Raw genomic sequence first — 26,088 nt, 5'->3', positions numbered from 1 at the left:
AGACTGTCACTCCTTTTACATGTTCCAAGTGTGGCTTAAGCCATGATGCAGTGTCGAAATACGAGATATATTGCCGGAATTTATCCCCAAACCCCCGCAGGTCGAAAACAAAAAAAGAATGAACAACGGAAAATTGTTCACAACTTTATCCACAGGCTGTTGATAATATTATGGGTCAGATCACATATTCACATCCAAAAGTAATACAATCATAGCAAAAGAAGCCCCGCATTTCAACGTATCGCGAGATTTTATCCACAAATTCAATAACTTGTGTATAATTTTTAATCACAACACAATATATTGTTTATAAATTGTTTAATTTTCGACAGGATGACCCAAAAAGCCAAAATGTTTTATACACAGGTTGTTCGTCGAAAATCGCTAAATTGTGTGTAAAATGACTCCTTAGTTGTGAATAACACATCTGTGGATAACCACGAATTCAGAATGATCGTTTTGGGGATCTGTTGAATTATCCTCTTTAACCTCATGTGGGGGTTGTATGCAATAAGCAGAGATTCGCAGCAATGATAATAGAGGCAGACAAGCTGATTAACACTAAAAAGAGGACGGTTGAAGCGCTGGCTGGATAGGGGAAGGAAGTCATAAAATGTGACATAAATGCCGGATGGGGAGAATAGATCGAATCAAATCATTGAATTAAAAAATGGACAAAAAAGAGGTTGTTCCTTAAGGCCAGCGTGTGGTCTAAGTGAACAACCTCTTTTTTGGTGATTAAATGAGGAAAAAGTTACTTGGTTCTTAAGGGCAATTTGCGTTGGAATTCTGCAATATCCGCATATTCCTCTTCAAGTTTTCGCGAGATGCGAATGAAAATCGGGAGAAGTTCCCGGTAAATTGCTGCGTTTTCTCTAACAGGGGTATGTCTGTGCGTTGTCCCCACCATAGAAGAGACGGCATGAAGTGACTTGATTCGCCCCGTAGCATACAGACCGAGGACGACGGCACCCAGACAGGAGCTTTCGAAGCTCTCGGGAACGACGACCTCTTGATTGAAAATATCAGACATCATCTGACGCCAGAGAGGGGAACGTGCGAATCCGCCGGTAGCCTGAATGGAGGTCGGCTGCCCGATCTGTTCTTCCATGGCCAGCAAGACCGTATACAGGTTGAAAATGACCCCTTCCAGGACAGCACGAATCATATGTTCTTTCTGATGATGGAGGGTTAAACCAAAGAAAGAACCGCGGGCATCCGGATTCCATAATGGGGCACGCTCTCCTGACAAATAAGGATGGAACAGCAGTCCTTCAGAACCTGGGCTGACTCGCTCAGCAATTTTGGTGAGGACGTCATATGAATTGATGCCCAGCCTTTTTGCTGTTTCCACTTCGGATGCCGCAAATTCGTCACGTACCCAGCGAAATAGCATGCCACCGTTATTCACAGGCCCACCCACGACCCAGAGATCCTCCGTGAGGGCATAACAGAAGGTCCGTCCTTTGGGATCGGTAACAGGGCGATCAACGACCGTACGAATGGCACCACTGGTACCAATGGTTGCTGCCACGACTCCGGGCTCGATGGCATTTACGCCGAGATTGGACAGCACTCCATCACTTGCCCCGATCACAAAAGGAGTAGAGGGGGAGAGACCCATTTTCTCTGCACATTCGATGTCCATTCCCTCTATTGTATATGTCGTAGGAACAAGCTGCGAGAGATGGTCAGGTGTGATTCCTGCAACCTCCAGCGCTTCCGTATCCCAATCTAGTTGTTCCAGGTTGAGAAGACCGGTGCAGGAGGCGATGGAATGATCCACGATATATTGTCCGAACAAACGGAAGAACAGATATTCTTTAATGGAGATGAACTTGGCTGTGCGCTGAAAAAGGTCTGGATCATCATGACGCAGCCACATGAGTTTGGTTAGGGGAGACATGGGATGGATCGGTGTGCCCGTGCGCAAATAGATCCGATGACCTTGTCCACTCTCCTGTAATTGGGCTGACCAGGCTGCACTGCGGTTATCTGCCCACGTGATGCAGCGAGTGAGCGGCTTATGATCCTGGTCCATGGCAATCACACTGTGCATGGCAGAGCTGCAGGACAAAAACATGATTTGTCCTGCACTTACACTGCTCTGATCCATGACTCCACGTACCGAGCGAATAGCTGCTTGTACAATTTCCTCGGGATCCTGCTCAGCTACATCAGGAGCAGGTGTATATAGAGGATATTCCTGAGTGGAAGTGCTCACAACCTCACCTTGCTCCGTAAATAATACGGATTTGGTGCTGGTGGTCCCGATATCTATGCCAATCATATATTTTTTCATCTGGTGTAATCCTTCTTTCCCTTGATACAGTAAAATTTATCTTCTAAATAGATACGATCTGTCTTAGATCACGGCACTCAGCAGCAAAATAAAGATCAGTCCGACGACGGATAATAGTGTTTCCATAACGGTCCACGTTTTCAGCGTTTGAGAGACGCTCATGTTAAAGAACTCCTTAATCATCCAAAAGCCCGCGTCATTCACGTGGGACAAAACAAGTGATCCCGCACCAGTAGCAAGTACAACCAGTTCGATATTGGCTCCTGGAGTCAGCGCAAGAACCGGAGCAACAATACCCGCTGCCGTTGTCATGGCAACCGTTGCCGAGCCTGTGGCTACCCGAATCAGTGCCGCAACCAGCCAAGCAAACAGGATGACGTTGATATTGGCGTGAGTGGCAACTTCTGCAATCGCATTGCCGACACCGCTATTAATCAAGACCTGTTTAAACGCTCCGCCCCCACCAATAATGAGGATGATGGTTGCCGTAGGCGCAAGACATTCACTGGTGAAACGGGAAATGTCGTGTTTGGTAAATCCGCGTGCGAAGCCGAGCGAAAAGAGGGCAAACACAACGGATATCAACAGGGCAATAATCTCATGTCCGATAAACTCACAAAAGACCGTAAAGCCGCTTGTCGCATTGGGATCTACGATATTGGCAATGGAGCCAATTAGCATCAGGATGACTGGCAGCAAAATCGTAAACAGGGTAATGCCGAACCCTGGAAGATTGGTGTTTTTCTTCGTTGCGAACTGCTCTGCCAGCTCGGCTGGCGGTTCCGTGTGTATTCTTTTGCCAATAAACTTACCAAACAAAGGACCTGCGATAATCGCTGTCGGAATACCAACAATGAGGGAGTACAAAATGGTTTTCCCCAAATCCGCGTTGAATGCATCAATAGCGATCATCGGAGCTGGATGTGGTGGAACCAGACCATGTACCGTCGACAGACCGGCCAAAATCGGAATCCCGATCTGCAGAAGAGACATATTGGTTTTACGTGCAACGGTGAAAATAATCGGAATCAGCAGGATCACGCCAACTTCGAAGAAGACAGGAATACCTACGATAAAACCAACGATCATCATGGCCCAGTGCACACGTTTTACACCAAAGCGATCGACCAGTGTGGTTGCAATGCGCTCGGCACCGCCTGATTCGGCCATCATTTTACCCAGCATCGTGCCAAGCCCGATGACAATGGCTATGGTTCCAAGCGTACCGCCGAGTCCACCTGTAATGGAAGAGATCACATCGGCAGGTTTCATACCGGCAAGCAGACCAAGCAATAAAGCGGATATTAAAAGGGTAACGAAGGGGTTCCATTTATATTTGGAGATCAACACGATCAGAAATACGATCGCAATCAATGTCCACACCAACAATGTTGCATTATGGGATAGTCCAAAAAGAGTGCTCATGATGTATGCTCCTTTGTTTTGAATATAAACGCTTACAAGTGAATTTGCCGTCAGGGAAGTTTGTATCCCTTTAATATGCCCAAAAATTGAAACTAAATCGCATTTTGTATACTTGTCGACAACTTAAATGACAATCCATCCACTTGGATGTGATTGCGAACGGTGGTCATTATTTAAACCAAAGTCGAAAAATATAAACTTTCTGACATGATCAAGAGTCGAAGCTCTCATGCAGGGTTTTGCCGGAATCCTGAAAGTACGTACGCACGCCGGCCTGAATGGATGCTTTGTCACCTGACTCTAGTGCTTCAATCAGCAATCGGTGTTTTTGAATTACAGCGCTTACTTTTGGATCGCCCTGATCAAACACCCTGCGGGTTGTTAGCAGCATAACCGTCATGACAACATAACGAATGCTTCTCCATAAATGTGAAATACGGGAATGCTCGGCTGCCTCAATGATAGTCTCATGGAAAGTCAGATCCTGAAAAGCAAACTCGACGGCATCCTGATGCCGACCTGCCAGCTCCATTTTGTCCAGTATATTACGAAGCGAAGTAATCAATTGCTCGGGAACAGACCCTGCTAGTCGCTGCTGGACAAAGCTTTCAATTAGAAAACGGACGTCGTACAGCTCTTCAACATCCTTGATCTTCAATCCAAGGACCACCACACCCATCCGTTCAAGCCGAATCAGTCCTTCATTCGACAGTGTTCTCAGGGCTTCGCGGACAGGTGAACGACTGCTGTCAAAATCAGCGGCAATTCGATTTTCAGACAAAATCTCTCCAGGACGCAGGGTTCCACTGATGATGCGCAGCCTTAATTCGCAGGCGATGGCTTCCCCGCGGGAAGCTCCCTGCAGCCAGGAAGAAGGAAACAACATAATGGCTAACGCTCCTATTCAAGTAATCAGTTCTCTAGGTCCAGTACTAGGTAATCCATCTCAGGTGGACCTGTACACTGATCATAGCATAACCTTTTTGCAGTTTGCATGCTGTCTGATTAGCAAGCAGAAGTCTATATCTTATTTTCCTAATACCGTTTTCAAAGAGCCGAAGATCAGTCCTTTTGTAAATCAAAAAGAGTGTTAGGTAACGCGGATATTCTCTTCCTGAATACTTAAGTATACTTGTATACAAGATGTGGTTTTTATCCTACACCTTTCTTGAAAGCTTGTAAACCTTCAGATTAAAGCGGATACATAAAATTTTAAACAAGGTCCAATATTCAACAAAATGTACTGCATAAGCTGAGAAAATAATTAGCGAATTTGTAGCCTTCAGTAGAAAGAAAATATTGTATAAAAGAAAAGCGGCAATACGAATAAAACGTAGTTGAATTCGTTATCCACATGTGAATAACTTCTGGTTACTGAAAGTGGAGGGTGAGAGATGAACGAGAGGTCCAAGTTGGGGTGTGGATAACCGTTGGAGTGATGGATGAAGTGAAAGCGCGAGGCTTGTTGGGGATAACTTTTTTCAGATCAAAAATTACTTTATTCAAATCAAAATCTGCTAAAGTGTTACGAGCTCTGAGGGGCAAGCTGGAAAGGGCTATAAAAAGAGGGAGAAGTGAAGTGGGTTAGAGTTGACTTTTCCAGGTGTACGTGGTTAAATGTATAAAGGTGTTTTCTGTGAAGATGAAAATGATTCATCACATAAGTATTTCCTTGTAAGGAGGTGCAATACATTGAGACCTACATTCAAACCGAACGTAAGCAAACGTAAAAAAGTTCATGGTTTCCGGAAAAGAATGAGCACGAGCAACGGCCGTAAAGTTTTGGCTGCACGTCGCCTGAAAGGCCGTAAAGTCCTGAGTGCTTAATGCATGAGAAGACCACCGAGGTGGTCTTTTTTTTCTTAAATGAGTCATTTCAGACAGGATGCTGATATAGATCGGGTCTGAATTGGCTGCGAAAAACGGCGAAAATGTCTGTTTCTTTATGGAAGAAGGATCTAATCCGTCACGGAATTTATAAAAAAGTTTCCTTATATATAATGAAGTTGTCGTTAGAACAGTTTACCGTTATTCAAGAAAGCCTATACTAAATCAGTAATGAGGCCTCCGTCAATATGGATGGTGGAGAACAGCAAGGAGAAGCGCCGTGTATAAAAGACTGCGTTTGCGAAACCGGGCGGACTTTAGCCGCGTATACCGGTATGGGAAATCTTTTGCCAATCATCAATTTGTGGTGTATGGCTGCCGCCGTAAAGATACGGAGCAATTCCGGGTAGGTGTATCATGCAGCAAGAAAATCGGAAACGCTGTCGTACGAAACCGGATGAGACGCATGATTAAGGAAATTATAAGGCACCATGAAAAAGAGATTGTCACACAGATGGACCTGATCTTCATCGTGAGAAAAGGGGCACTGGACATGACCTATCAGGAAATGGAGAAAAGTCTGCTGCACGTTATGCGCAAAGCGGCTCTTCTTAAGCCTAACAAACGGTAAGCTTCGGTTTATTTGTCCTCCTAATTATGGTATGATTTACGGTGGAATGGAATGGTTAAGAGAGGGGTTATGAAGTGTCGCGATTGAAGACATCAAAGGGGAAGTGGATTCTCCTCATTGCAGTCATTGCAATGGTCACCGTACTAGCGGGGTGTACTCCGCAAGGATCCGGGGTTACGACGGAAGATCTGAAAAACAGTGACTCATTCTGGCAAAGCAATGTTGTTTACTGGTTCTCACTGGCGCTCGATACATTCGCCAACTGGTTTAACGGTGAATATGGACTAGCTGTCCTAGTCATGGTGCTGATTGTGCGGACGTTGATTTTGCCACTAACAATGAAGCAGGTCCGCAGCTCCAAAGCCATGCAGGCAATACAGCCGCAGTTGAAGGAGATTCAAGCCAAGTATAAAGATACACCTGAGAAAGTTCAGCAAGAAACGATGAAGTTGTTTCAGGAGAATAAAGTTAATCCGATGGCGGGTTGTCTACCACTTCTGATTCAGATGCCGATTTACATCGCACTTTATAACTCAATTTACGGTAACTCCAGTCTGAGAACACATGACTTCTTGTGGCTCCAGCTCGGAGCGCCGGATCACCTGTTTATACTGCCTGTGCTGGCTGCCATCACAACATTCGTACAAACATGGATGATGATGCGCATGAATCCTGCACAACAGGTTGGACCAATGCAGTTCATGCTGTGGGTTTACCCAATCTTGATTTTCGTAATGTCTTACCAGTTCCCGTCAGCGTTGCCGCTGTACTGGTTCTACAGTAACATCTACACGATCGTGCAAAACTATTTCCTTTACCGGAATAATGATAAAGTCGTGGCTGAAGTCAACGTGAAGCAGAATAGCTCCTCCAAAAATGGAGCTAAACGCAAAAACGGTGGCAAGGCAACCGTCTCTGGAAAAGGGTCGAAAGGGGCCAAAAAATCGAAATGACCAAAGTCATTGCGTCAGGAAAAACCGTTGAAGATGCTGTAAACCAAGGATTGGCTGAGCTTGGCGTGAGCCGGGACAAGGTCGAGATACAAGTGTTAGAGCAGCCGTCAAAAGGATTCCTGGGTTTGATCGGGGTAAAGGCGGCAAAAGTTGAAGTGAAACTTCTGCCTGTGCCCGAAGCTGTACCACAGCGGGTCGAGCCGGCCGCACATATACCTCAGGTTGAAGCTAAACTTGAGGATGTCGCAGCTAAAAATCCCTATGAGGAAGCGGCTGCTTTCTTAAAAGAAGTAGCAGCAGGTATGGGACTGGATGTTGAAGTGGATATCAAAAAGCAGCGGGATGGACATATCTTCAATATTGCCGGGGAGGATCTTGGCATGATTATTGGCAGACGTGGACAGACACTCGATGCACTTCAATATCTTACGAACATTGTAGCTAACCGTTATTCGGAAAGTTTCGTTCGAATTGTACTGGACGCGGAGAATTTCCGCCAACGCCGCCGGAAGACACTTGAGGATCTGGCTGAACGTCTGGCTGGACAAGCGATTCGTTCTGGCAAGGAAGTTGTTCTGGAGCCGATGCCTCCACTCGAACGCAAGGTCATTCATGCGAAACTGCAAAACCACCCGCAGATTAAGACGTACAGCAAGGGCGAAGAGCCCAATCGGCGTGTGGTCATCATGACGAAATAACACGAAATTGAAGACGCAATGGCTTCCTGCCCGGTGCAGAAGCCATTGCTTTTTTCGTAGATAAGTATATTGTTGAGAACTTATAAAGTGAAATTCACATGTGGTCCGTAAGGACAACCATTTTAAAATAGAGCAGGGAGAGATAACGATGATCAGTGATACGATCACAGCGATATCCACGGCTGTTGGAGAAGCGGGCATAGCAGTTATCCGAGTCAGCGGTCCGGATGCAGTATCGGAGACGGAGAAAATTTTCCGCAGTAAAACCCCTTTGACCCAAGCAGCATCTCATACAGTTCACTACGGTCATATCATTGAACCTGGCAGTGGGGAGAAGATTGAAGAAGTACTGGTTACGGTAATGCGGGCACCTCGTTCGTTTACGACAGAAGATGTGGTTGAGATTAGTGCTCATGGTGGAGTAGTCTCCGTGAAGCGGGTTCTGGATCTGCTGCTTCAGCTCAATATTCGCCTTGCGGAGCCGGGGGAATTCACAAAGCGTGCTTTCCTGAATGGACGGATCGATCTGTCACAGGCGGAAGGTGTTATGGATCTCATTCGTTCCAAGTCGGATAGAGCATTCTCAGTAGCACTCAAACAAGTGGAGGGAAAGCTCTCCTCCAAACTGCGTGATCTGAGACATACATTGGTGGAAACGCTGGCTCACATTGAAGTGAACATTGACTATCCTGAGCATGATGTAGAGTCCTTAACTGCGGATTTTATTAAAGAAAAATCCAGTCTGGTCATGACTGAAATTGATAAATTGCTGGTAACGGCAGAACAGGGCAAGATACTACGTGAAGGAATTACGACGGCGATTGTAGGACGGCCAAACGTAGGGAAATCCTCTTTGCTGAATGCACTCGCTCAGGATAATCGGGCAATTGTAACGGACATTCCGGGAACAACACGTGACGTCATTGAGGAATTTGTAACGATTAACAACATTCCGCTCAAGCTGCTGGATACAGCCGGCATTCGGGAAACGATGGACGTTGTCGAGAGAATCGGGGTAGAACGGTCCCGCTCTGCAGTAGCAGAGGCTGATCTATTGTTGATGGTGATCAATGCGGCAGAACCATTGCATGAAGATGAGATTGAATTACTGGAACAAATCCGCGGTAGACAATCAATTATCATTATGAATAAAATGGACTTAGCTCCGCAGGCTGACCGCGACATTTTGCTTCGCTACATTCCGGAAGAGCGCCTTGTTCCGATGTCAGTGAAGGATGATCTGGGTGTTGATCGTTTGGAAGAGGCCATTTCCACCTTGTTCTTCAGCGGCAAGCTGGAATCGGCTGACATGACGTATGTCAGCAATGTACGTCATATTGCTTTGCTCAAAAAGGCAAAACAGTCCTTGATTGACGCATATGAAGCTGCTGAACAGCTCATTCCAATTGACATGATTCAGATTGATGTACGTCTGGCGTGGGAGCACCTTGGTGAGATTGTGGGCGATACCGCACATGATGCATTGATCGACCAGATTTTCTCCCAGTTCTGTCTAGGAAAGTAAAATGAACAAACATACTTCCTGTGAAAAGTAGTATGATAATGAAGTCCATTTCTTGTGAATGGTCAGCATGGCAATAACGTCTGTAGGAATCACAGACTTGATGGCTTGATATAGATCGGGATGTCCCCTGGCTGAATAGGGAGAGCATTCAAATTTTTTTACAATAGACCGTGCGCATGGGATTCAAACGTGCTGCGGCATAAGGAGGTAACAAGAATGGCTTTTGATGGCGGCAGCTATGATGTAATTGTCGTTGGTGCTGGACATGCGGGTGTGGAATCGGCACTGGCCGCAGCCCGTATGGGTTCCAAAACACTGATGATTACAATAAATCTGGATATGGTGGCCTTCATGCCTTGTAACCCATCCATTGGGGGACCGGCTAAAGGACATGTTGTGCGCGAAATCGATGCGCTTGGCGGAGAGATGGGACGGAATATCGATAAGACGTTTATTCAGATGAGAATGCTCAACACAGGGAAAGGTCCTGCAGTTCACGCTCTGCGTGCTCAGGCAGACAAGTTCTCTTATCAGCATAAAATGAAAGAAACGATGGAGAATGAGCGCAACCTAACTATGCGTCAAGGTATGGTGGATCGCTTGATCGTCGAAGACGGGAAATGTGTGGGGGTAGTGACTCAGACGGGTACAGAGTACCGTGCCCAAGCTGTTGTTCTAACTACAGGCACTTATCTGCGCGGTAAAGTTATTATGGGTGAATTGATGTACGAAAGCGGACCTAACAATCAACAGCCTTCACTCAAATTGTCAGAGCATTTGCGGGAACTTGGATTCGAACTTGTTCGTTTCAAAACAGGTACACCACCTCGTGTGCATAAGGATACAATTGATTTCAGCAAAACGGAAATTCAGCCTGGCGATGATGAGCCGAAGTTCTTTTCTTATGAGACAGAATCTTCTGAAAATGAACAGCTGCCATGTTGGTTGACCTACACTTCGGTTGAAACCCATCAGATCATTAATGATAACCTGCATCGTGCACCGATGTTCTCGGGTGTTATTGAAGGTACGGGACCACGTTACTGCCCATCCATTGAAGACAAAATTGTTCGTTTCAGTGATAAGCCGAAACATCAGATCTTCCTGGAGCCAGAAGGAAAAAATACATCCGAGTATTATGTACAAGGACTATCTACCAGTCTGCCGGAGGATGTTCAGCTTGCCGTTCTTCGCTCGATTCCCGGAATGGAAAAAGTGGAAATGATGCGTAATGGATATGCCATTGAATACGATGCGATGGTACCTACACAGCTCTGGCCTTCACTTGAAACCAAACGTTTGCCAGGTCTGTTCACGGCCGGACAAATCAATGGGACTTCCGGTTATGAAGAAGCGGCAGGACAGGGGATCATGGCGGGGATTAACGCTGCACGCAAAGTACAAGGCAAAGAGCCTGTTATTTTGGATCGTTCCCAAGGTTATATTGGCGTGTTGATTGATGATCTGGTGACTAAGGGAACAAACGAGCCGTATCGTTTGCTCACATCACGTGCCGAGTATCGTTTGCTGCTTCGTCATGATAACGCAGATCTGCGTTTGACCGAGATTGGTCATGATATTGGTCTGGTTTCAGACGAGCGTTATGCTAAATTCCTCGACAAAAAAGCCAAAGTGGATGCAGAGGTTGAACGTCTAAAAGCGGCTAAAGCACGCCCTGCGGATGTGAATCCGAAGCTTGAAGAGTTTGGCTCGACTCCAATTCAGGATGGAAGCACACTGCTTACTCTACTGCGTCGTCCGGAAATTACGTATGACTGGGTTGAACAGGTTTCACCTTCTGAGGTAGAACTGACAGCAGATATGAAGGAACAAGTGGAGATTCAAATTAAATATGCGGGATATATTGAGAAGCAATTGATCCACGTGGAACGTTTGCAAAAGATGGAGAAAAAGAAAATTCCGGATACGATTGAGTACAACGATGTTCACGGTCTGGCTATGGAAGCGAAGCAAAAACTATCCACGATCCGTCCTATTTCAATTGGGCAGGCTTCCCGGATTGCTGGGGTAACTCCTGCGGACATTTCCATTCTGCTCGTCTACTTGGAGCATTATAACCGTGTAACCGCAGCAAGGGGACAATAATGGACGATATTCAACAGCAATTGCAGCTTCGACTGAAAGAGCATGGTTTGGATCTTGATGAACGTCAACTGGAACAGTTCGAACTATATTTTCAGGAGCTGGTATCCTGGAATGAAAAGATGAACCTGACAGGCATAACGGAACGGGAACAGGTGTATACGAAGCATTTTTATGACTCGGTATCCCTGGCCTTCTATACGGATATGACCAAAGTGGAAAAGCTTGCGGATATTGGATCTGGAGCAGGCTTTCCTGGCATTCCACTCAAGATCTGCTTCCCGCATATCAAGCTGACCATTATTGATTCGCTGAACAAACGCATTGGCTTTCTGCAGCATGTCGTGGATACACTCGGCCTAACCGAGGTTGAATTAATTCATGGCCGGGCAGAGGAGCTGGGGCGCAAGGTAGGATATCGGGACAGCTACGATCTGGTTACTGCGCGCGCAGTAGCTAAGCTGGCAGTGCTGAATGAATTCTGTTTGCCTTTCGTTCGCAAGGGTGGGATGTTTGCCGCAATGAAAGGCGGAGACCCTCGTGAAGAAATGAAGGAAGCAGAATTTAGCTTCAACCAGCTAAGAGGACGGGTAAAAGCGGTTCATCCATTCCAGCTGCCAGTGGAAGAGTCAGCGCGTCATATCATCTTGATACAGAAGTTTGATAAAACGCCTCACAAATATCCTCGTAAACCGGGGACTCCACTCAAGACACCATTGGTACAGTAAATTAATGCTGGGTAAACCAATATGCTTTGCTTACTTTGGCCGGATTATAAAATTAATACTTGTGCCATATATAAAGTCAGACTAGAAAAATATTGAAGAGGATGTTTCACGTGAAACATCCTTTTTTTTATTTTCAGATACATATTACAAAGCGAGTACCATTTCAAAAATAAACAGATGAAAAAGGGAGAAATCGAGGGTAAAACCGCCAAGATGCTCGGATGGAAAGCAGGAAAATTAGGAGGGTTTAAAGAATAGGTTAGAATAGGATTATGATAGAAAAGATGATAGAATAGAAGTAGCCGATCCTGTGTATCAGAGATCATAGATTATATATAAATAGAGTTGGCAAGAAGTATAGACAATTTCATCAGAACGTGATGTAGAAAGCAAAACTTATTCGAAGAACGACAACATATGAGGGGTCGCATATAGAATAGGAAGCACCTGCACTGCTGCGGGAGCTATTACGAAACTAGGTGGTAATATACGGAATGAAAGAACAATTTTCGAAGTTGTTTGGTTTGGCGGAGCGCAATAACGGAGATGAAGTGAAACAAATTCCGGTAGGCGAAATAGTAAGCAGCCCTTATCAACCGCGTACGATTTTTGACGATGATAAAATTGATGAGTTGTTGCAGACAATCAAAACCCATGGAGTCATTCAACCCATTGTTGTCCGTGTGCGGAATGGATCATATGAGATTATTGCCGGGGAACGTCGCTGGCGTGCGGTTCGAAAACTGGGACTAGAGCATATTCCAGCCATTGTGCGCGAATTTAATGACTCTCAAGCCGCTTCCATTGCCTTGATTGAGAACCTGCAGCGTGAAGGGCTCACAGCTATTGAAGAAGCGGTTGCTTATCAAAAGTTGATTGATCTTCACCAATTGACACAAGAGAGTCTTGCACAGCGATTAGGCAAAAGCCAATCAACCATTGCCAATAAAATTCGGTTGTTACAACTCCCGGAAGGAATTAAGACTGCACTGATGGAACGGAAAATATCCGAACGTCATGCAAGAGCTTTGCTTTCACTGGACTCGGAAGAACTGCAAATGAAATTGCTCAGCGAGATTATTGAAAAAGAGCTGAACGTAAAACAAACCGAAGCAAGGGTCGCCTTTTACAAGGAAGCTTCCAAAATCAAAAAGTCCAAACGCATCTCATTTACCAAAGATGTCAGACTCGCTCTAAATACCATTCGCCAATCCATTGATATGGTATCTGGCTCTGGTATGGATATTAAAACAAAAGAAGCCGATCACGAAGATCATTATGAGATCGTCATTCATATTCCTAAACGCAAATAGTTGAAGCTTAAGGCGGCAATGGGCCGCTTTTTCTGTCTATAGAGCTGGTTGAAGTCTGAAGTCTGTATTGAAGAACGTGCTTGAAGAACGGAACGGTAGTTGTTGTTTGTGTGGACGATAGCCACCTGCTTTTAGTTAACTGTATCTCACAACCTACAAGAAAAGACTCCTATTTTATTTGAGGTGAAGTAATTGTCTAAGATTATGGCCGTAGCAAATCAAAAGGGCGGTGTGGGGAAAACGACGACATCTGTTAACTTGGGTGCAGGACTGGCTTCACTCGGGAAAAGGGTACTGCTTGTCGATATTGACCCTCAGGGAAATACGACTAGTGGAGTCGGAATCAACAAAGCAGATGTGGCCAATTGTATATATGATGTCATCATTAATGAAGTACATCCTCAGGAAGCCATTGTGGAAACCCAAATTGAAGGGCTTCATATCATCCCTGCAACGATTCAACTTGCCGGAGCCGAGATTGAGTTGGTATCCACCATATCACGTGAAGTTCGTTTGAAAAAATCACTCGCCATGGTGAAAAAAAACTATGATTACATACTGATCGATTGCCCACCATCTCTTGGCATGTTAACGATCAACTCGTTGACCGCTTCCGACTCGGTGATCATTCCGATCCAGTGTGAGTACTACGCACTTGAAGGGCTGAGCCAACTGCTTAACACGGTTCGCCTCGTGCAGAAACATTTGAATACCTCTCTGCAAATAGAGGGAGTACTGCTCACCATGTTTGATGCCCGTACGAACCTGGGGATCCAGGTGATTGAAGAAGTGAAGAAGTATTTTCAACAAAAAGTGTATCAAACGATTATTCCGCGTAATGTGCGACTTAGTGAAGCCCCTTCACATGGGCAGTCCATTATTACGTATGATCCCCGTTCACGAGGAGCAGAAGTGTATTTAGAGCTCGCAAAGGAAGTGATATCGTATGAGTAAGCGGCTCGGAAAAGGTCTCGATGCCCTCATTCCATCGCTTTCAATAAATGACGATGACAAGGTTGTAGAAATTCCTATTGCCCAGTTGCGGGCAAACCCTTATCAGCCAAGGAAGGTATTTGATGAGGATGCGATTCATGAATTGGCAGAATCCATCCGTCAACACGGTGTGATACAGCCAATTATCGTGCGTACTGTACTGAGAGGTTATGAGATTATTGCCGGGGAACGGCGGTTTAGAGCTTCTCAATATTGCGGTAATGCAACAGTGCCCGCAGTCGTTCGTAATTTTAGTGATCAGCAGGTCATGGAAATCGCTCTGATTGAGAATTTGCAACGGGAAAATCTCAACGCGATGGAAGTGGCTGTAGCCTATCAGGGCCTGATGGATCAGTTCTCACTGACACAGGAAGAGCTGTCTGTCAAAGTGGGAAAATCCCGGTCTCACATTGCAAACTTCTTGCGTTTACTTTCGCTTCCGGAAGAAGTGAAAGACCATGTTTCACGTGGAACATTGTCCATGGGTCATGCACGCGCCATAGTTGGTGTGAAGGATCAGGATATGGTGAAACAGCTGGCCAAACAAACCATTGACCAACAATGGAGTGTACGTGAACTGGAAGAAGCGGTACAGCAGCTGGATCGTTCCAAGACGGGTGAAGCCAAGGCCAAATCCAAACTCAAGAAAAAGGATCCATTCATTGACACGGTGGAGGAATCCTTGCGCGAGCGTTTCAAAACAACAGTGAAGATAAAGCACAACAAAGATAAAGGCAAAATCGAGCTCAACTACTACAGCAAACAGGATCTGGAGCGATTGTTAGAACTGCTGCAATAGACAAACCTGTAGATTAACTTACAACACGCGGGGCTTTTCATCTGATGACATATCGCCTCTGTACGATGGAGAAACGATATGTCATTATTTTTTCTGTAAAGGTGTTGTTTTCTTATTCAGCAGTGGCGTTATGATTGGTTTTATAGTGGATCGCTCAACGAACAGGACAGAGGTGGTTGTGAGGTGAAGGAAGTCATTTATCTGGATCATGCTGCGACATCATGGCCTAAGCCGCCTGCTGTTGGTGAGGCCATGATGCATGCCCTTGATGTCGCTGGAGCCAATCCGGGCAGAGGCAGTCATCGAATGGCTGTTCAAGCAAGCCGTGTACTTTTTGACACGAGAAAGGTACTATCCAGTCTTTTTGGTATCAGTAATGCCAATGATATTGCACTCGGTTCCAATACGACAGAAGCGTTGAATCTTGCAATTCAAGGCCACTTGCGAGAAGGTGATCATGTCATTGCTACAATGGCGGAGCATAACTCGGTCAGGCGGCCTCTGGAATACATGCGACGGACCCGTAATGTAGAAGTGGATTATGTACCTGTGAATGCTGCAGGTGATATTGATCTGGTTCAACTCGAACGTTTGTTTCGTCCAAACACGAGATTGGTTGTGTGTACACATAGTTCCAACTTGCTAGGCAGCATTTTACCTATTGGTGAAATATCACGGATTAGCCGTAAATATGGGGCGACATTTCTCGTAGATGCCGCTCAGAGTGCTGGCATTATGCCAGTGGATGTACAACAGCTCGGTATCGATATGCTTGCGTTTCCAGGACATAAAGGTCTTCTCGGTCCACAGGGAACGGGAGGCCTCTATATTGCTCCGGAGCTTGATCTCGAACCGCTTCTTCATGGGGGTACAGGCAGTCAGTCTGAAGCCATTGAACAGCCGCTTGTTCGTCCAGACCGATATGAGGCAGGAACTCCGAATACCGTAGGTATGGCAGGGCTGGCAGCCGGGGTGAAGCATGTGATGGAATTGACTCCTGAAGCAATCTATAAGCATGAGTGGGAACTAACTCAACTTATGATGCAAGGGTTATCATCTGTAGCAGGAATTCGGATGCTTGGGCCAGAGCTTGGACAACCACGTACCGGGTTGGTATCCTTTACAGTAGAAGGATATGATTCTGCTCAGCTAGCTTTTCAACTGGACCGGCGTTATGGAATTGCTGTGCGTTCCGGTTTTCACTGTACACCTCTTGCTCATGAATCTGCGGGAACCACCTTGAGCGGAGCAGTCAGAGCCAGTGTAGGATATTCAACAACTAGCCAAGAGATAGATGCTCTAATTCAAGCAGTAAATGAACTGACAATGCCGCGGTAACTACGATGTTCGGTATAAGGGACTGCGGATTAGAGGGATATCTATTGAAATTGGAAAATAGTTGATTAGTTACTATAGATAAAGGGTTTATTTATTAGGGGAAGGCCTAACGAATGTACGAACGCTCGTTGGCAAAAATGAACGGACAGGTTAATGAACAAACAAACAGAGGGGTAGTTGCACTACATGGCTGAATTAAACGAGCTGATTCTGGAACAGCTGCTATGGATTATTGGCGGAATGGCATTATTATTGGTAATCTTACTGATTGTAAGTATTGCCCAAGGCGCAAAGTTACGCAAGTTCAAACGGAAATATGAAGCGATGATGGCTGGCAGCGGAGTAGAGGACCTGGAATCGTTGTTGATCAATCTGAAAATTCAGATGGACAGCATTGAGGACGAGCATAACTTGCAGACTAGTCAGATCCAGGAAGTCATGCAAAAACTGACCCGTATCCAGGGTAAAGTGGGTGTGAAACGGTATAATGCCTATGGAGAAAGAGGCAGTGATCTGAGTTTCTCCATGGCCATGATTAACGATAATAACGATGGGATGATCCTCACAGGGATCTATAATCGTGATGGTTCTTATGTGTATGCCAAACCTCTTAAAGGGGGAGAGTCATCTTATACACTATCCCCTGAAGAGAAGGAAGCCATTACTCTGGCACAGCAAGCAGAGTAGAGCGTGTATGCCATTCGCGAATGGCTGAGTAAAGACTGCTCGCGATAATTTCAGACATGCGCATGACAAGACTAAGCCGTGTGTTTTGCAAAACAAAGTATTCCATAAAGCCGCCGACGTTAACGATACCTGTAAGATGGATATCGCCGACCGGCGGTAATTCTTTATTTACACCCGCACCAGGCTTGAGCGGCCCATTGACCACCTGAATGCAGCCTACACTGGAGGATTGCCCGAGGCAGGCGTCTATTCCTATTACATAGGGGTTATGGTGTGTGTTTTGAATGGTGTTCAGGGTGTCCTGAAGGTTCATTGCATGCACAGGTTCGTCCAATGTACCATAGAGGTGAAATAGGGGGCTGTCCCACTTGGCAAGCGAAGAGCCTACCAGAGGACCAAGACAGTCTCCTGTGGAGCGATCTGTGCCAATGCAGACAATAACGACATTTTGCAGAGAATGGGCTTTATAGAGATGAAACATTAAACGATGTATAATAGCGGAGTGTATGCCTGGATCGGTATGTGGTATCTTCAAACTGGTCATATCTTGGGATGAATAAGAACGCGAATTGGGATTCATAGGATCTATCCTTTCCCCTTGAGAATGGTAGTAACAGTATATGGAAGGATAGAAGGTTTTATACTTCGTAAGGACAAGCTTTTTCTTAAAGGTTTACACCGAGAGAGAACAACCCATGGATGATGCTTGGTAATCGGAAAGGAGCCAGATATGGACGAGTGGATGGATGATTGGATGCTGATAGCCTTTGATTCTACCCAGCAGGCTTTGCGAGCGGAAATGCTGCTAGAATTTGCCGAGATTGAAATTGATTTATTTCCTACCCCGAAAGAGATTACGGCAGGCTGTGCCCTCTGTATACAGTTTCCAAAAGAAGATCTGGCAAGAGTGCAGCAGATCATTCGCAACGAGTTTGTAGAGATCCGGGGCCTCTATTTCAAAACCGAAGACAGCTATGATAACATACCCATGTAGAGGAGGTCGGAATTGATGCTGCCATTTAGATTTTTCGCTGCAGCTCCTGCTGATCCGGGTACGGCGGATGATACTAATACCTTAGAAGGCACTGTAAAAAGTGCTATCAGCTGGACTGATAAGTTGTGGAATTCCGTTACCGATGCGGATATGTGGCTAAACATTCTGTTCAGCTCGATTCGCATTGTTATTATTTTTATTATCACGCGTATTGTAATCAAGATTGTGTACCGCATTATTGATCGCAGCCTGGAACGGAAGCAGGAAGGCAAAGTCCGCGTAAACCCGCGCAGGTTTGTCACGGTAGGTGAATTGCTCAAAAATGCGACCTCCATAACATGTAATTTCATTATGATTCTGTTACTGTTATCAGAGATCAACATACAAGTTGGACCCCTACTGGCCAGTGCAGGTGTGCTTGGACTTGCCATCGGTTTTGGTGCACAGGGATTAGTGAAGGATGTTATTACCGGTTTCTTCATTATATTGGAGGACCAGTTTGCTGTAGGGGATGTAATTCAGACAGGTACCTACAAAGGAACCGTTGAAGTCATCGGCTTGAGAACAACCAAGCTGGTTAGCTGGCAAGGTGAAGTTCATATTATTCCGAATGGTACGATTGCTAGTGTGACAAACTTCTCCATGTCCAATTCGCTTGCTGTGGTGGATATTCCGATGAAGGGGGATCAATCCTTGGATGAATCTGTTCACTTGGTCAAACAGGCCCTGGTTGGAATTGAAGACCGGGATCTCAATATTGTAAAAGTCCCGGATGTGCTAGGCATTCAATCGATGACCACTTCAGAGTATGTCGTTCGGATCGTTGCAGAGTGTATGCCAAATTCCAGAGCCTCTGTAGAGCGCCAAATTCAGAGTGATGTAAAGAAAACGATGGAGTATCATGAGATGGGTAAGCTCGCAGCATTGGAACAGGCAGCCGGGCAGGAGAAGGATGAAGGGGATGGTACTGGTGGAGCGTAAGAGTTTCCAGCTTGGAGACATTGTACAGATGAAGAAGCAGCATCCCTGTGGAAGTAATGAGATGGAGATTATTCGGATGGGGATGGATATTCGTATCAAATGTGTAGGCTGTAAACACAGTGTACTCATTCCGAGAGCAAAGTTTGAGAAAAACATGAAAAAAGTTCTTCGCTCGGCAGAGGATGCTGCAGAAACTTAAATGAAAGTCCGTGGTCAAATGCATACCATAATAACGTTTTCATGCATGCGCTGCACAGGTATTGCGTTCCGTATGTGATCATGCTATAATCAGTATTGCTGCGGAAAGGTACCCAAGAGGCCCAAGGGGGCTGACTCGAAATCAGCTAGGCGTGTCACAGCGTGCGTGGGTTCGAATCCCACCCTTTCCGCCACTTACAGCATTTATGCAATGGCATTTCAATGAACTTAGTTATATTGAGTATAATTAAAGCGATCAGACCTTCCTCGAATGGAAGGTTTTTTTTATTTATTTTAACAACAAAAAAAGTCTACGACATAAAACAAAAGAGCCCCGAAGGGCTCCTTGTAGGCGATACATCGGTTAGTTAGGAAACAATCGGTCGTAAGATCAGAAACCTGGCGTACTGCTGATGCAATACTCGTGCTCAGACGAAGGGCCTTACACACTACCACTTGCTTCTTAGATTACGTGATGAATCTCCAACATTACACGATCGGCTGCGTTGTCCAACGGAACCACACCTCTCTCGTGTACCGCCTGATTGTATTATGTGCATTATTACGTTTTATATACATGTGTTATTAAAAATAATTTCCTTCTAATGAACACGGGCCTTCGTTAATCTCTTCCACTTCCGGTTTTGGTTGCTCGTTTCAGGAAAGGATTCCCCTTTTTTGAGCGTTATCCGTTTAGGATTTTGTATTTCCGTATGGAAGCTTTTTTCTCCGACTTCCGTGTACTCTCCATCATTCGGTGCTTTGTCACCTTTTTCAAACTCAGTTTGTTCGCCCATGGTAAGACCTCCTCAGATATTTTTCTTATTCCTGCATCCATAGTGTCTCCAGAACTCGAATGATCATGTGCCAATACAAACAGGGAACGTTTGCTTGCATTGATGTCTTATTTTTGTTATATTAATATAGTTCGAGTTTGTGCTCGTTCCTTGCTCTCAACCTGGATTGAGGGCCAGAGTCCATAAGGAGGTGAAAATTATGCGCAAATATGAAGTGATGTACATTATTCGTCCTGACGTTGAGCAAGAAGTTGTTCAAGCTACAGTCGATAAATTCCAAGGCATCATCTCCAACGGCGGTGGTGAAGTTACAGCTCACGACGTTATGGGTAAACGCCGTCTTGCGTATGAGATCAAGAAATTCCGTGATGGTGTTTATGTTCTGGTACACTTCACTGCTGAACCAGCAGTAGTTACTGAGCTTGAGCGTCTCATGAAGATTTCTGACGAAGTAATTCGTTATCTCATTACGAACGATGTTAAGTCTGCCTAAGACAACTCGTGATTAACGCACCAATACGCTCTGAAGGAGGGGATTACATTGTTGAACCGTGTCATTCTGATCGGCCGGTTAACCCGGGATCCTGAGTTGCGTTACACTCCAGCAGGAGTAGCAGTTACGCAATTTACTTTGGCGGTGGACAGACCGTTTACAAGCCAAGGGGGAGAGCGGGAAGCGGATTTCATTCCGGTCGTAACCTGGAGACAGCTTGCTGAGACTTGTGCAAACTATTTGCGCAAAGGACGCCTAGCTGCAGTCGAAGGACGCATTCAAGTACGGAACTACGAGAATAACGAAGGTAAACGTGTATACGTGACCGAAGTCATTGCCGATAATGTCCGTTTCTTGGAGTCAGGTAACCGTGATAATAACGGTGGCGGCGGTGGGCAACCGATGCGTGAAGAGCCTTCTTATGGAGGCGGCGGGCGCGCGAACAATAACAATTCGCGTAGCAACAATCAGGATCCTTTTTCCGATGACGGAAAACCGATTGATATATCGGATGATGATTTGCCATTTTAACGTGAACTGACACTCTAGAGTGGATGGTTTAACGATAGGAAAGGACTGAAAAGCATGAGCTTCAAGCAAAGAGAAGGCGGAGACAACGATAAAAGACCGGCTCGCCGTGGCGGCCGTAACAAACGTCGTAAAGTGTGCTTCTTCACAGCTAACAAAATTACTCACATCGATTATAAAGATACGGACTTGCTTCGTAAATTTATCAGCGAACGTGGAAAAATTTTGCCACGCCGTGTAACAGGTACTAGCGCTAAATATCAACGCATGCTGACGATCGCGATCAAACGCTCCCGTCAAATCGCATTGCTGCCATACACAACTGAGTAGTCTTACTCAGCTTGCATACGAAGCAGCCGGCTTATAGCCGGCTGCTTTTTTGTGTTGTAAAACGAACGCGAACCTGAGTGAAATGATCTGGAGAAGTAATTGGAATGCAAATCATTTATAATAGAATAGATTAGCTTATATTTGAGTAAGTGATGAGTTAACCCCGTATTCCATTTATAACAGATCAAAACATCAGGAGTGCATATGAAGAAAATCAATAAAAAAGAGCAGCGGAAGCAAAAGAAAATTTTGCGTTTTTGGCTAATAGCTACGCTGCTAATTTCCGTTTTATACGTGTGGCTGCAACAGAAAGAAGATACTTACGAAATTTGGCCAGATTATACGAGAGAAGCTGCACCCATCACAGGTCTCCACCCCGTCGTGGCAGAGAGTGAGCAGTTACTGGTACGCAAAGCGGCCCGGCGTGGTATAGATATCGTTATCACCCATGGTTATCGAAGTATAGAAGAGCAGGATGAGCTGTTTAATCAAGGCCGCGCTACGACTGGGAATATAGTTACGAATGCCAGGGGCGGGGAGTCATATCATAATTATGGACTGGCTATTGATTTTGCACTTCGGACACCAGATGGTGATGTAGTATGGGATATGGAGCGTGATGATAACGGCAATGGACAAGCAGACTGGATGGAAGTTGTCGATATGGCCAAGGAGTTAGGATTTACATGGGGAGGCGACTGGGCTAACTTTCCGGATTATCCTCATCTGCAGATGGATTTTGGCTTAAGCATCAATGAGTTGAAGCGTGGCAAACGCCCGCCGGAATCACCATAAAGAGTATTATTAAAATACAATATATTGTATAAATATCTGAAAAGCCTTGCATTTTGCAGGGCTTTTTTCATTCTTTTGTAAAAAAAATGATAAAAGATTACAATTAGTCCTTTACAGCAGCAAATAAATAAAACTATACTAGAATAACTAGAATTTTAACACAGACTTAATGAATAGCATAAAAATAATCACATAGGCATAAATTTGCTAAAAATACAGCTGACATAGAAGAAACAAATTAAATCGAATATTTATCACAAACCTAACATATATATTCTAAAATTAAATTAATTCGACATGTAAGTACGGAATACACGTAAGGTGCATGTTACATATTTAATATTCTCACTCTCCCACTTCAAAACCTCACGCGAAAAAAGTCGAAATAATATCGAAATCCCCTTGATAAAGCACCTTAAAAATATAACTAATACCCAAAACTATGATATAAAAAACATTTATACCAAAAATCTCAAAATACTTATTGACGTCACCTAAATTTACACGTATGATTACATTAATTATTTTCCAATATAATTCCGCTAGGATTTATCAACATTAATTGACCAATGGTCTAAATAGCAATAGCGAAACTCGTTTCTCCTAAAGGATTAGTATTTTGTATAACTTTTGTTCGTCTTCTTCAAGAACATGGAAATATACAGTGGATGCATTCTTATATATTTGAATACAGTCTGCGGAAATTTTGGGGTTAGGGTGATTGATTTGAACACAGAGCTATTGGAAGTCAGAAATCTAACTACATCATTCAGAATTGAAGATGACTATTATGCAGCAGTTGATCACGTTAACCTTACGGTTAAGAAAAACGAAGTACTAGCGATTGTTGGAGAATCAGGATCAGGCAAAAGTGCGTTCGCATTTTCAATTATGGGTCTTCACAACAAAGCCAAAATTGATGGTCAGATTCTATACAAAGGGCAGGATATCGCGAATATCAATCCTAACAAAATGAACAAACTTCGCGGAAAAGAGATAGGGATGATCTTTCAGGACCCCCTTTCCGCATTAAATCCTCTGATGATTATTGGTGACCAGATCGATGAGATTCTGACACTTCATCAACCTAAAATGTCTTCTAAAGAAAAGAAAGACAAGGTTATTGATCTGCTTAACCAAGTGGGCATCCCACGCCCCGAACAAATTTACAAGCAGTATCCTCACGAACTATCTGGTGGTATGAGACAGCGGGTTGTTATAGCGATTGCAATTGCCAATAAACCGGAATTGCTGATCGCTGATGAGCCAACAACAGCACTTGACGTTACGATTCAACTGCAAATTCTTGAACTTATACGTGAGTTGAAGAACGAAATTCATGCCGGCATCATCTTAATTACGCATGATCTTGGAGTGGTCGCCGAGATGGCGGATCGTGTGGCAGTTATGTACGCAGGTGAGATTGTTGAAATTGCTGATATCTACACGCTAATGACCGATGCGAAGCATCCATACACAAGATCTCTATTAAACTCTATTCCTACCATTACTGAAGAAAAATCGAAGCTGCATGTCATTCAAGGCATTGTACCTTCTTTAAAGAATCTTCCTCGCTACGGGTGTCGATTCAAGGCCCGAATTCCATGGATTAGTGATTCGGCCCATGAAGATAACCCACAGATGCATGAAATTGCTCCAGGTCACTTTGTACGCTGCACCTGTTACCAGCACTTTCATTTCCCTGATCAAGCTGAGGAGGAATAACATAATGGCACTACTCGAAGTTGAAGGACTCAAAATACACTTTCCGATTCGCGGTGGATTGATCAAACGTGAAATTGGAAGTATCAAGGCAGTTGATGATGTAAGCTTCTCCATTGAACAGGGACAGACTTACGGACTCGTTGGTGAGTCAGGCTCAGGCAAAACGACGACAGGGAGAGCCGTCATCGGACTCAACCATGTGACAGCTGGAAGGATTCTTTTCAACGGCAAAGATCTTGCCAAAGAGCGGCGAAAAGACCGACAACTCCAGCGAGACGTGCAAATGATCTTTCAGGATCCGTACTCTTCATTAAATCCTAAAAAGAGGGTTATCGACATTATCGCTGAACCTCTTCGTAACTATGAGCGACTGACAGCCACAGAAGAAAAGAGACAAGTGAGGGATTTACTTGAAAAGGTCGGACTGAGTCCGGAATCCATCTATAAGTATCCTCATGAATTCTCCGGAGGACAGCGGCAGCGGATCGGAATTGCCCGGGCAATTGCATTGAAGCCGAAACTGATCATTGCAGATGAGCCCGTATCCGCACTGGATGTATCCGTACAGGCACAGGTACTAAATTTCATGCAGGAGATTCAAAAGGAGTTAAATCTGACCTATCTGTTCATCAGCCATGATCTCGGAATCATCCGTCATATGTGTGATCAGATTGGAATTATGTATAAAGGTCGCTATGTAGAGCAAGGAACGACCGATGATATTTTTGAGAACCCACAGCATATCTATACCAAACGTCTCATAGCAGCCATTCCGGATATGGATCCAACCAAACGTGACGAGATGAATGCTTTCCGTCAGATGGTTAAATCCGAGTACGAGAATTCATACCGAAACTTCTTTGATGAGGAAGGGCTTGCATACTCGCTCAAATCCATTTCCGATACTCACCGAGTAGCTCTACCTCAGAAAGGTTGAAGGCCATATGTGGAAAACGATAGTACGTAGAATTATCATAATGATCCCTCAAATCTTCTTACTAAGCCTTTTGGTCTTCCTGATGGCAAAGGCCATGCCGGGGGATGCGTTAACTGGATTGCTTGACCCAAGCGTTGACCCGAAAGCACTTGAGGCTCAACGTGAAAGACTGGGATTAAATAATCCTTGGTATGTACAGTACTGGGATTGGATCAAAAATGCTGTCCAAGGTGACTTTGGACAATCTTTCCGGTTTAAGATGCCGGTAACAGATCTTATTGGTCAGCGTGTTGCCAATACCTTCTGGTTGGCACTTGCGACACTCATATTAACTTATTTGATAGCCATTCCACTTGGTATTATCAGTGGTCGTTATAACGATACTTGGTCTGATCGATTGATCACAGGTTATACCTATCTGGGATTTGCCGCTCCGCTGTTTATTTTCGCTCTAGTGATGGTTTGGGTATTCGGCTTTCATTTTGGCTGGTTCCCTACAGGGGGCAGTGTGGAGCCGGGACTTACGCCAGGAACATTTAATTATGTTGCAAGTAAGTTCTATCACCTATTATTACCGGCCCTTTCCATGGCACTTATTACTACGGTTTCCACCGTACAGTACTTGCGTAGCGAAATCATCGATATTAAGCACAAGGAATTTGTACTTACTGCGAGAGCAAAAGGTGCTTCGGAATCCAGAATTTATAATAGGCACATTTTAAGAAACTCTTTGCTGCCGATAGCAGCATTCTTCGGCTATGAGATTACAGGACTTATTGGAGGAACCGTATTTATCGAAAGTATATTCAGCTACCCCGGTATGGGACAGTTGTTCCTTAACTCCATTTCCCTGCGGGACTTCAGTGTTGTGACTGCACTCGTGCTTCTATATGGTGTGGCTTCAATTCTAGGGGCGCTGTTGTCTGACATAATTTTGGGCATTGTGGATCCACGCATACGGATCAAGTAAGAACTTGAAGATTTCGGG

The 26,088-nt window shown here is 44.8% G+C and carries 27 protein-coding genes and 1 tRNA gene; 23 read left to right on the top strand and 5 right to left on the bottom strand.

The genetic code is table 11. The features are described 5' to 3' along the window. Window positions 1–754: 754 nt before the first annotated feature. The 3 genes from gntK to AC3RCI_RS29295 all read right to left on the bottom strand — a co-directional run bounded on the left by gntK (window position 755) and on the right by AC3RCI_RS29295 (window position 4,613). Window positions 755–2,302, bottom strand: a complete 1,548-nt coding sequence (gntK, locus tag AC3RCI_RS29305) for a gluconokinase (protein WP_492527261.1) — start codon at window positions 2,300–2,302, stop codon at window positions 755–757. 63 nt (window positions 2,303–2,365) lie between these two features. Further along, a complete protein-coding gene (locus AC3RCI_RS29300) occupies window positions 2,366–3,727 on the bottom strand; it encodes a GntT/GntP/DsdX family permease (protein WP_492471084.1) in 1,362 nt (453 codons plus the stop codon). Between the two features lie 211 nt (window positions 3,728–3,938). Then, window positions 3,939–4,613 carry a GntR family transcriptional regulator gene (locus tag AC3RCI_RS29295; RefSeq protein ID WP_154894406.1) on the bottom strand — a complete coding sequence of 225 codons (675 nt, stop codon included), beginning with the start codon at window positions 4,611–4,613 and terminating at the stop codon, window positions 3,939–3,941. Window positions 4,614–5,419: 806 nt separating this feature from the next. On the opposite strand from AC3RCI_RS29295, the gene rpmH reads away from it, so the two are divergent. The 12 genes from rpmH (at window position 5,420) to AC3RCI_RS29235 (ending at window position 17,322) form a co-directional block, all read left to right on the top strand. Beyond that, complete coding sequence (gene rpmH / locus AC3RCI_RS29290; protein ID WP_024629517.1) at window positions 5,420–5,554, top strand: 50S ribosomal protein L34; 135 nt, start codon at window positions 5,420–5,422, stop codon at window positions 5,552–5,554. 280 nt (window positions 5,555–5,834) lie between these two features. Beyond that, window positions 5,835–6,185: a ribonuclease P protein component gene (gene rnpA / locus AC3RCI_RS29285; RefSeq protein ID WP_095293513.1), complete on the top strand. Its 351-nt coding sequence runs from the start codon at window positions 5,835–5,837 to the stop codon at window positions 6,183–6,185. Between the two features lie 74 nt (window positions 6,186–6,259). Beyond that, window positions 6,260–7,138: a YidC/Oxa1 family membrane protein insertase gene (locus tag AC3RCI_RS29280; RefSeq protein WP_127537615.1), complete on the top strand. Its 879-nt coding sequence runs from the start codon at window positions 6,260–6,262 to the stop codon at window positions 7,136–7,138. Then, a complete protein-coding gene (gene jag / locus AC3RCI_RS29275) occupies window positions 7,135–7,836 on the top strand; it encodes an RNA-binding cell elongation regulator Jag/EloR (RefSeq protein ID WP_239305407.1) in 702 nt (233 codons plus the stop codon). The genes AC3RCI_RS29280 and jag overlap by 4 nt, the downstream gene beginning before the upstream one ends. Window positions 7,837–7,984: 148 nt before the next feature. Next, entirely contained in the window at window positions 7,985–9,361 is a 1,377-nt protein-coding gene (mnmE, locus tag AC3RCI_RS29270; protein ID WP_492527260.1) for a tRNA uridine-5-carboxymethylaminomethyl(34) synthesis GTPase MnmE, read from the top strand. A 216-nt stretch (window positions 9,362–9,577) separates the two neighbouring features. After that, window positions 9,578–11,467 carry a tRNA uridine-5-carboxymethylaminomethyl(34) synthesis enzyme MnmG gene (gene mnmG, locus AC3RCI_RS29265; protein WP_336782665.1) on the top strand — a complete coding sequence of 630 codons (1,890 nt, stop codon included), beginning with the start codon at window positions 9,578–9,580 and terminating at the stop codon, window positions 11,465–11,467. Then, window positions 11,467–12,192: a 16S rRNA (guanine(527)-N(7))-methyltransferase RsmG gene (gene rsmG, locus AC3RCI_RS29260; protein ID WP_492527259.1), complete on the top strand. Its 726-nt coding sequence runs from the start codon at window positions 11,467–11,469 to the stop codon at window positions 12,190–12,192. Before mnmG ends, rsmG begins: the two co-directional genes overlap by 1 nt. Before the next feature lie 494 nt (window positions 12,193–12,686). Continuing rightward, entirely contained in the window at window positions 12,687–13,505 is an 819-nt protein-coding gene (gene noc, locus AC3RCI_RS29255) for a nucleoid occlusion protein (protein ID WP_095293507.1), read from the top strand. A gap of 192 nt (window positions 13,506–13,697) precedes the next feature. Beyond that, window positions 13,698–14,459, top strand: coding sequence for a ParA family protein (locus AC3RCI_RS29250; protein ID WP_095293506.1), 762 nt, complete (start codon window positions 13,698–13,700; stop codon window positions 14,457–14,459). Continuing rightward, window positions 14,452–15,297, top strand: coding sequence for a ParB/RepB/Spo0J family partition protein (locus tag AC3RCI_RS29245; protein WP_095293505.1), 846 nt, complete (start codon window positions 14,452–14,454; stop codon window positions 15,295–15,297). The genes AC3RCI_RS29250 and AC3RCI_RS29245 overlap by 8 nt, the downstream gene beginning before the upstream one ends. Before the next feature lie 183 nt (window positions 15,298–15,480). Then, complete coding sequence (locus AC3RCI_RS29240; RefSeq protein WP_492527258.1) at window positions 15,481–16,635, top strand: aminotransferase class V-fold PLP-dependent enzyme; 1,155 nt, start codon at window positions 15,481–15,483, stop codon at window positions 16,633–16,635. A 186-nt stretch (window positions 16,636–16,821) separates the two neighbouring features. Next, complete coding sequence (locus AC3RCI_RS29235; RefSeq protein ID WP_127537610.1) at window positions 16,822–17,322, top strand: DUF4446 family protein; 501 nt, start codon at window positions 16,822–16,824, stop codon at window positions 17,320–17,322. Here the strand turns inward: AC3RCI_RS29235 and yyaC are convergent. Further along, a complete protein-coding gene (gene yyaC, locus AC3RCI_RS29230) occupies window positions 17,297–17,902 on the bottom strand; it encodes a spore protease YyaC (RefSeq protein WP_095362187.1) in 606 nt (201 codons plus the stop codon). The genes AC3RCI_RS29235 and yyaC overlap by 26 nt on opposite strands. A 162-nt stretch (window positions 17,903–18,064) precedes the next feature. Here yyaC and AC3RCI_RS29225 point away from each other — a divergent pair, with 162 nt between their 5' ends. The 4 genes from AC3RCI_RS29225 (at window position 18,065) to AC3RCI_RS29210 (ending at window position 19,689) form a co-directional block, all read left to right on the top strand. Further along, on the top strand, window positions 18,065–18,316 hold the full coding sequence (locus tag AC3RCI_RS29225) for a putative Se/S carrier protein (protein ID WP_095293526.1): 252 nt from the start codon (window positions 18,065–18,067) through the stop codon (window positions 18,314–18,316). A 15-nt stretch (window positions 18,317–18,331) separates the two neighbouring features. Further along, entirely contained in the window at window positions 18,332–19,297 is a 966-nt protein-coding gene (locus tag AC3RCI_RS29220; RefSeq protein ID WP_492527257.1) for a mechanosensitive ion channel family protein, read from the top strand. Continuing rightward, window positions 19,287–19,496 (top strand): DUF951 domain-containing protein, encoded by a 210-nt coding sequence (locus AC3RCI_RS29215; protein ID WP_336782654.1) that lies wholly within the window; start codon window positions 19,287–19,289, stop codon window positions 19,494–19,496. Before AC3RCI_RS29220 ends, AC3RCI_RS29215 begins: the two co-directional genes overlap by 11 nt. A 102-nt stretch (window positions 19,497–19,598) precedes the next feature. Further along, a tRNA-Ser gene (locus tag AC3RCI_RS29210) sits at window positions 19,599–19,689 on the top strand. Between the two features lie 408 nt (window positions 19,690–20,097). Here AC3RCI_RS29210 and AC3RCI_RS29205 read toward each other — a convergent pair. After that, on the bottom strand, window positions 20,098–20,292 hold the full coding sequence (locus AC3RCI_RS29205; RefSeq protein WP_095362189.1) for a YjzC family protein: 195 nt from the start codon (window positions 20,290–20,292) through the stop codon (window positions 20,098–20,100). 199 nt (window positions 20,293–20,491) lie between these two features. On the opposite strand from AC3RCI_RS29205, the gene rpsF reads away from it, so the two are divergent. The 7 genes from rpsF (at window position 20,492) to opp4B (ending at window position 26,070) form a co-directional block, all read left to right on the top strand. Further along, window positions 20,492–20,785: a 30S ribosomal protein S6 gene (gene rpsF / locus AC3RCI_RS29200; RefSeq protein ID WP_024629534.1), complete on the top strand. Its 294-nt coding sequence runs from the start codon at window positions 20,492–20,494 to the stop codon at window positions 20,783–20,785. A 48-nt stretch (window positions 20,786–20,833) separates the two neighbouring features. Beyond that, entirely contained in the window at window positions 20,834–21,316 is a 483-nt protein-coding gene (gene ssb / locus AC3RCI_RS29195) for a single-stranded DNA-binding protein (protein WP_154894413.1), read from the top strand. Window positions 21,317–21,370: 54 nt separating this feature from the next. Continuing rightward, entirely contained in the window at window positions 21,371–21,643 is a 273-nt protein-coding gene (gene rpsR / locus AC3RCI_RS29190; protein WP_062327715.1) for a 30S ribosomal protein S18, read from the top strand. 204 nt (window positions 21,644–21,847) lie between these two features. Continuing rightward, a complete protein-coding gene (locus AC3RCI_RS29185; RefSeq protein WP_492527256.1) occupies window positions 21,848–22,438 on the top strand; it encodes a M15 family metallopeptidase in 591 nt (196 codons plus the stop codon). A gap of 726 nt (window positions 22,439–23,164) precedes the next feature. Continuing rightward, the gene (locus AC3RCI_RS29180; protein WP_127537608.1) at window positions 23,165–24,163 is read left to right on the top strand and encodes an ABC transporter ATP-binding protein; all 999 of its coding nucleotides are present in this window, start codon (window positions 23,165–23,167) and stop codon (window positions 24,161–24,163) included. 4 nt (window positions 24,164–24,167) lie between these two features. Then, the gene (locus tag AC3RCI_RS29175) at window positions 24,168–25,100 is read left to right on the top strand and encodes an ABC transporter ATP-binding protein (RefSeq protein ID WP_127537607.1); all 933 of its coding nucleotides are present in this window, start codon (window positions 24,168–24,170) and stop codon (window positions 25,098–25,100) included. A gap of 7 nt (window positions 25,101–25,107) precedes the next feature. Beyond that, complete coding sequence (opp4B, locus tag AC3RCI_RS29170) at window positions 25,108–26,070, top strand: oligopeptide ABC transporter permease (protein ID WP_127537606.1); 963 nt, start codon at window positions 25,108–25,110, stop codon at window positions 26,068–26,070. Window positions 26,071–26,088 lie beyond the last annotated feature (18 nt).

This window comes from Paenibacillus sp. MT124, assembly GCF_058792755.1.
Note: the sequence above shows the minus strand (reverse complement) of the source record. Positions and strands in the feature narration are given on the sequence as shown.

Coding starts and splice junctions, on each gene's coding strand:
- gntK (WP_492527261.1), bottom strand. CDS start 2,302: ATGAAAAAATATATGATTGGCATAGATATCGGGACCACCAGCACCAAA.
- AC3RCI_RS29300 (WP_492471084.1), bottom strand. CDS start 3,727: ATGAGCACTCTTTTTGGACTATCCCATAATGCAACATTGTTGGTGTGG.
- AC3RCI_RS29295 (WP_154894406.1), bottom strand. CDS start 4,613: ATGTTGTTTCCTTCTTCCTGGCTGCAGGGAGCTTCCCGCGGGGAAGCC.
- jag (WP_239305407.1), top strand. CDS start 7,135: ATGACCAAAGTCATTGCGTCAGGAAAAACCGTTGAAGATGCTGTAAAC.
- mnmE (WP_492527260.1), top strand. CDS start 7,985: ATGATCAGTGATACGATCACAGCGATATCCACGGCTGTTGGAGAAGCG.
- mnmG (WP_336782665.1), top strand. CDS start 9,578: ATGGCTTTTGATGGCGGCAGCTATGATGTAATTGTCGTTGGTGCTGGA.
- rsmG (WP_492527259.1), top strand. CDS start 11,467: ATGGACGATATTCAACAGCAATTGCAGCTTCGACTGAAAGAGCATGGT.
- noc (WP_095293507.1), top strand. CDS start 12,687: ATGAAAGAACAATTTTCGAAGTTGTTTGGTTTGGCGGAGCGCAATAAC.
- AC3RCI_RS29245 (WP_095293505.1), top strand. CDS start 14,452: ATGAGTAAGCGGCTCGGAAAAGGTCTCGATGCCCTCATTCCATCGCTT.
- AC3RCI_RS29235 (WP_127537610.1), top strand. CDS start 16,822: ATGGCTGAATTAAACGAGCTGATTCTGGAACAGCTGCTATGGATTATT.
- yyaC (WP_095362187.1), bottom strand. CDS start 17,902: ATGAATCCCAATTCGCGTTCTTATTCATCCCAAGATATGACCAGTTTG.
- AC3RCI_RS29225 (WP_095293526.1), top strand. CDS start 18,065: ATGGATGATTGGATGCTGATAGCCTTTGATTCTACCCAGCAGGCTTTG.
- AC3RCI_RS29220 (WP_492527257.1), top strand. CDS start 18,332: ATGCTGCCATTTAGATTTTTCGCTGCAGCTCCTGCTGATCCGGGTACG.
- AC3RCI_RS29205 (WP_095362189.1), bottom strand. CDS start 20,292: ATGGGCGAACAAACTGAGTTTGAAAAAGGTGACAAAGCACCGAATGAT.
- rpsF (WP_024629534.1), top strand. CDS start 20,492: ATGCGCAAATATGAAGTGATGTACATTATTCGTCCTGACGTTGAGCAA.
- rpsR (WP_062327715.1), top strand. CDS start 21,371: ATGAGCTTCAAGCAAAGAGAAGGCGGAGACAACGATAAAAGACCGGCT.
- AC3RCI_RS29185 (WP_492527256.1), top strand. CDS start 21,848: ATGAAGAAAATCAATAAAAAAGAGCAGCGGAAGCAAAAGAAAATTTTG.
- AC3RCI_RS29175 (WP_127537607.1), top strand. CDS start 24,168: ATGGCACTACTCGAAGTTGAAGGACTCAAAATACACTTTCCGATTCGC.
- opp4B (WP_127537606.1), top strand. CDS start 25,108: ATGTGGAAAACGATAGTACGTAGAATTATCATAATGATCCCTCAAATC.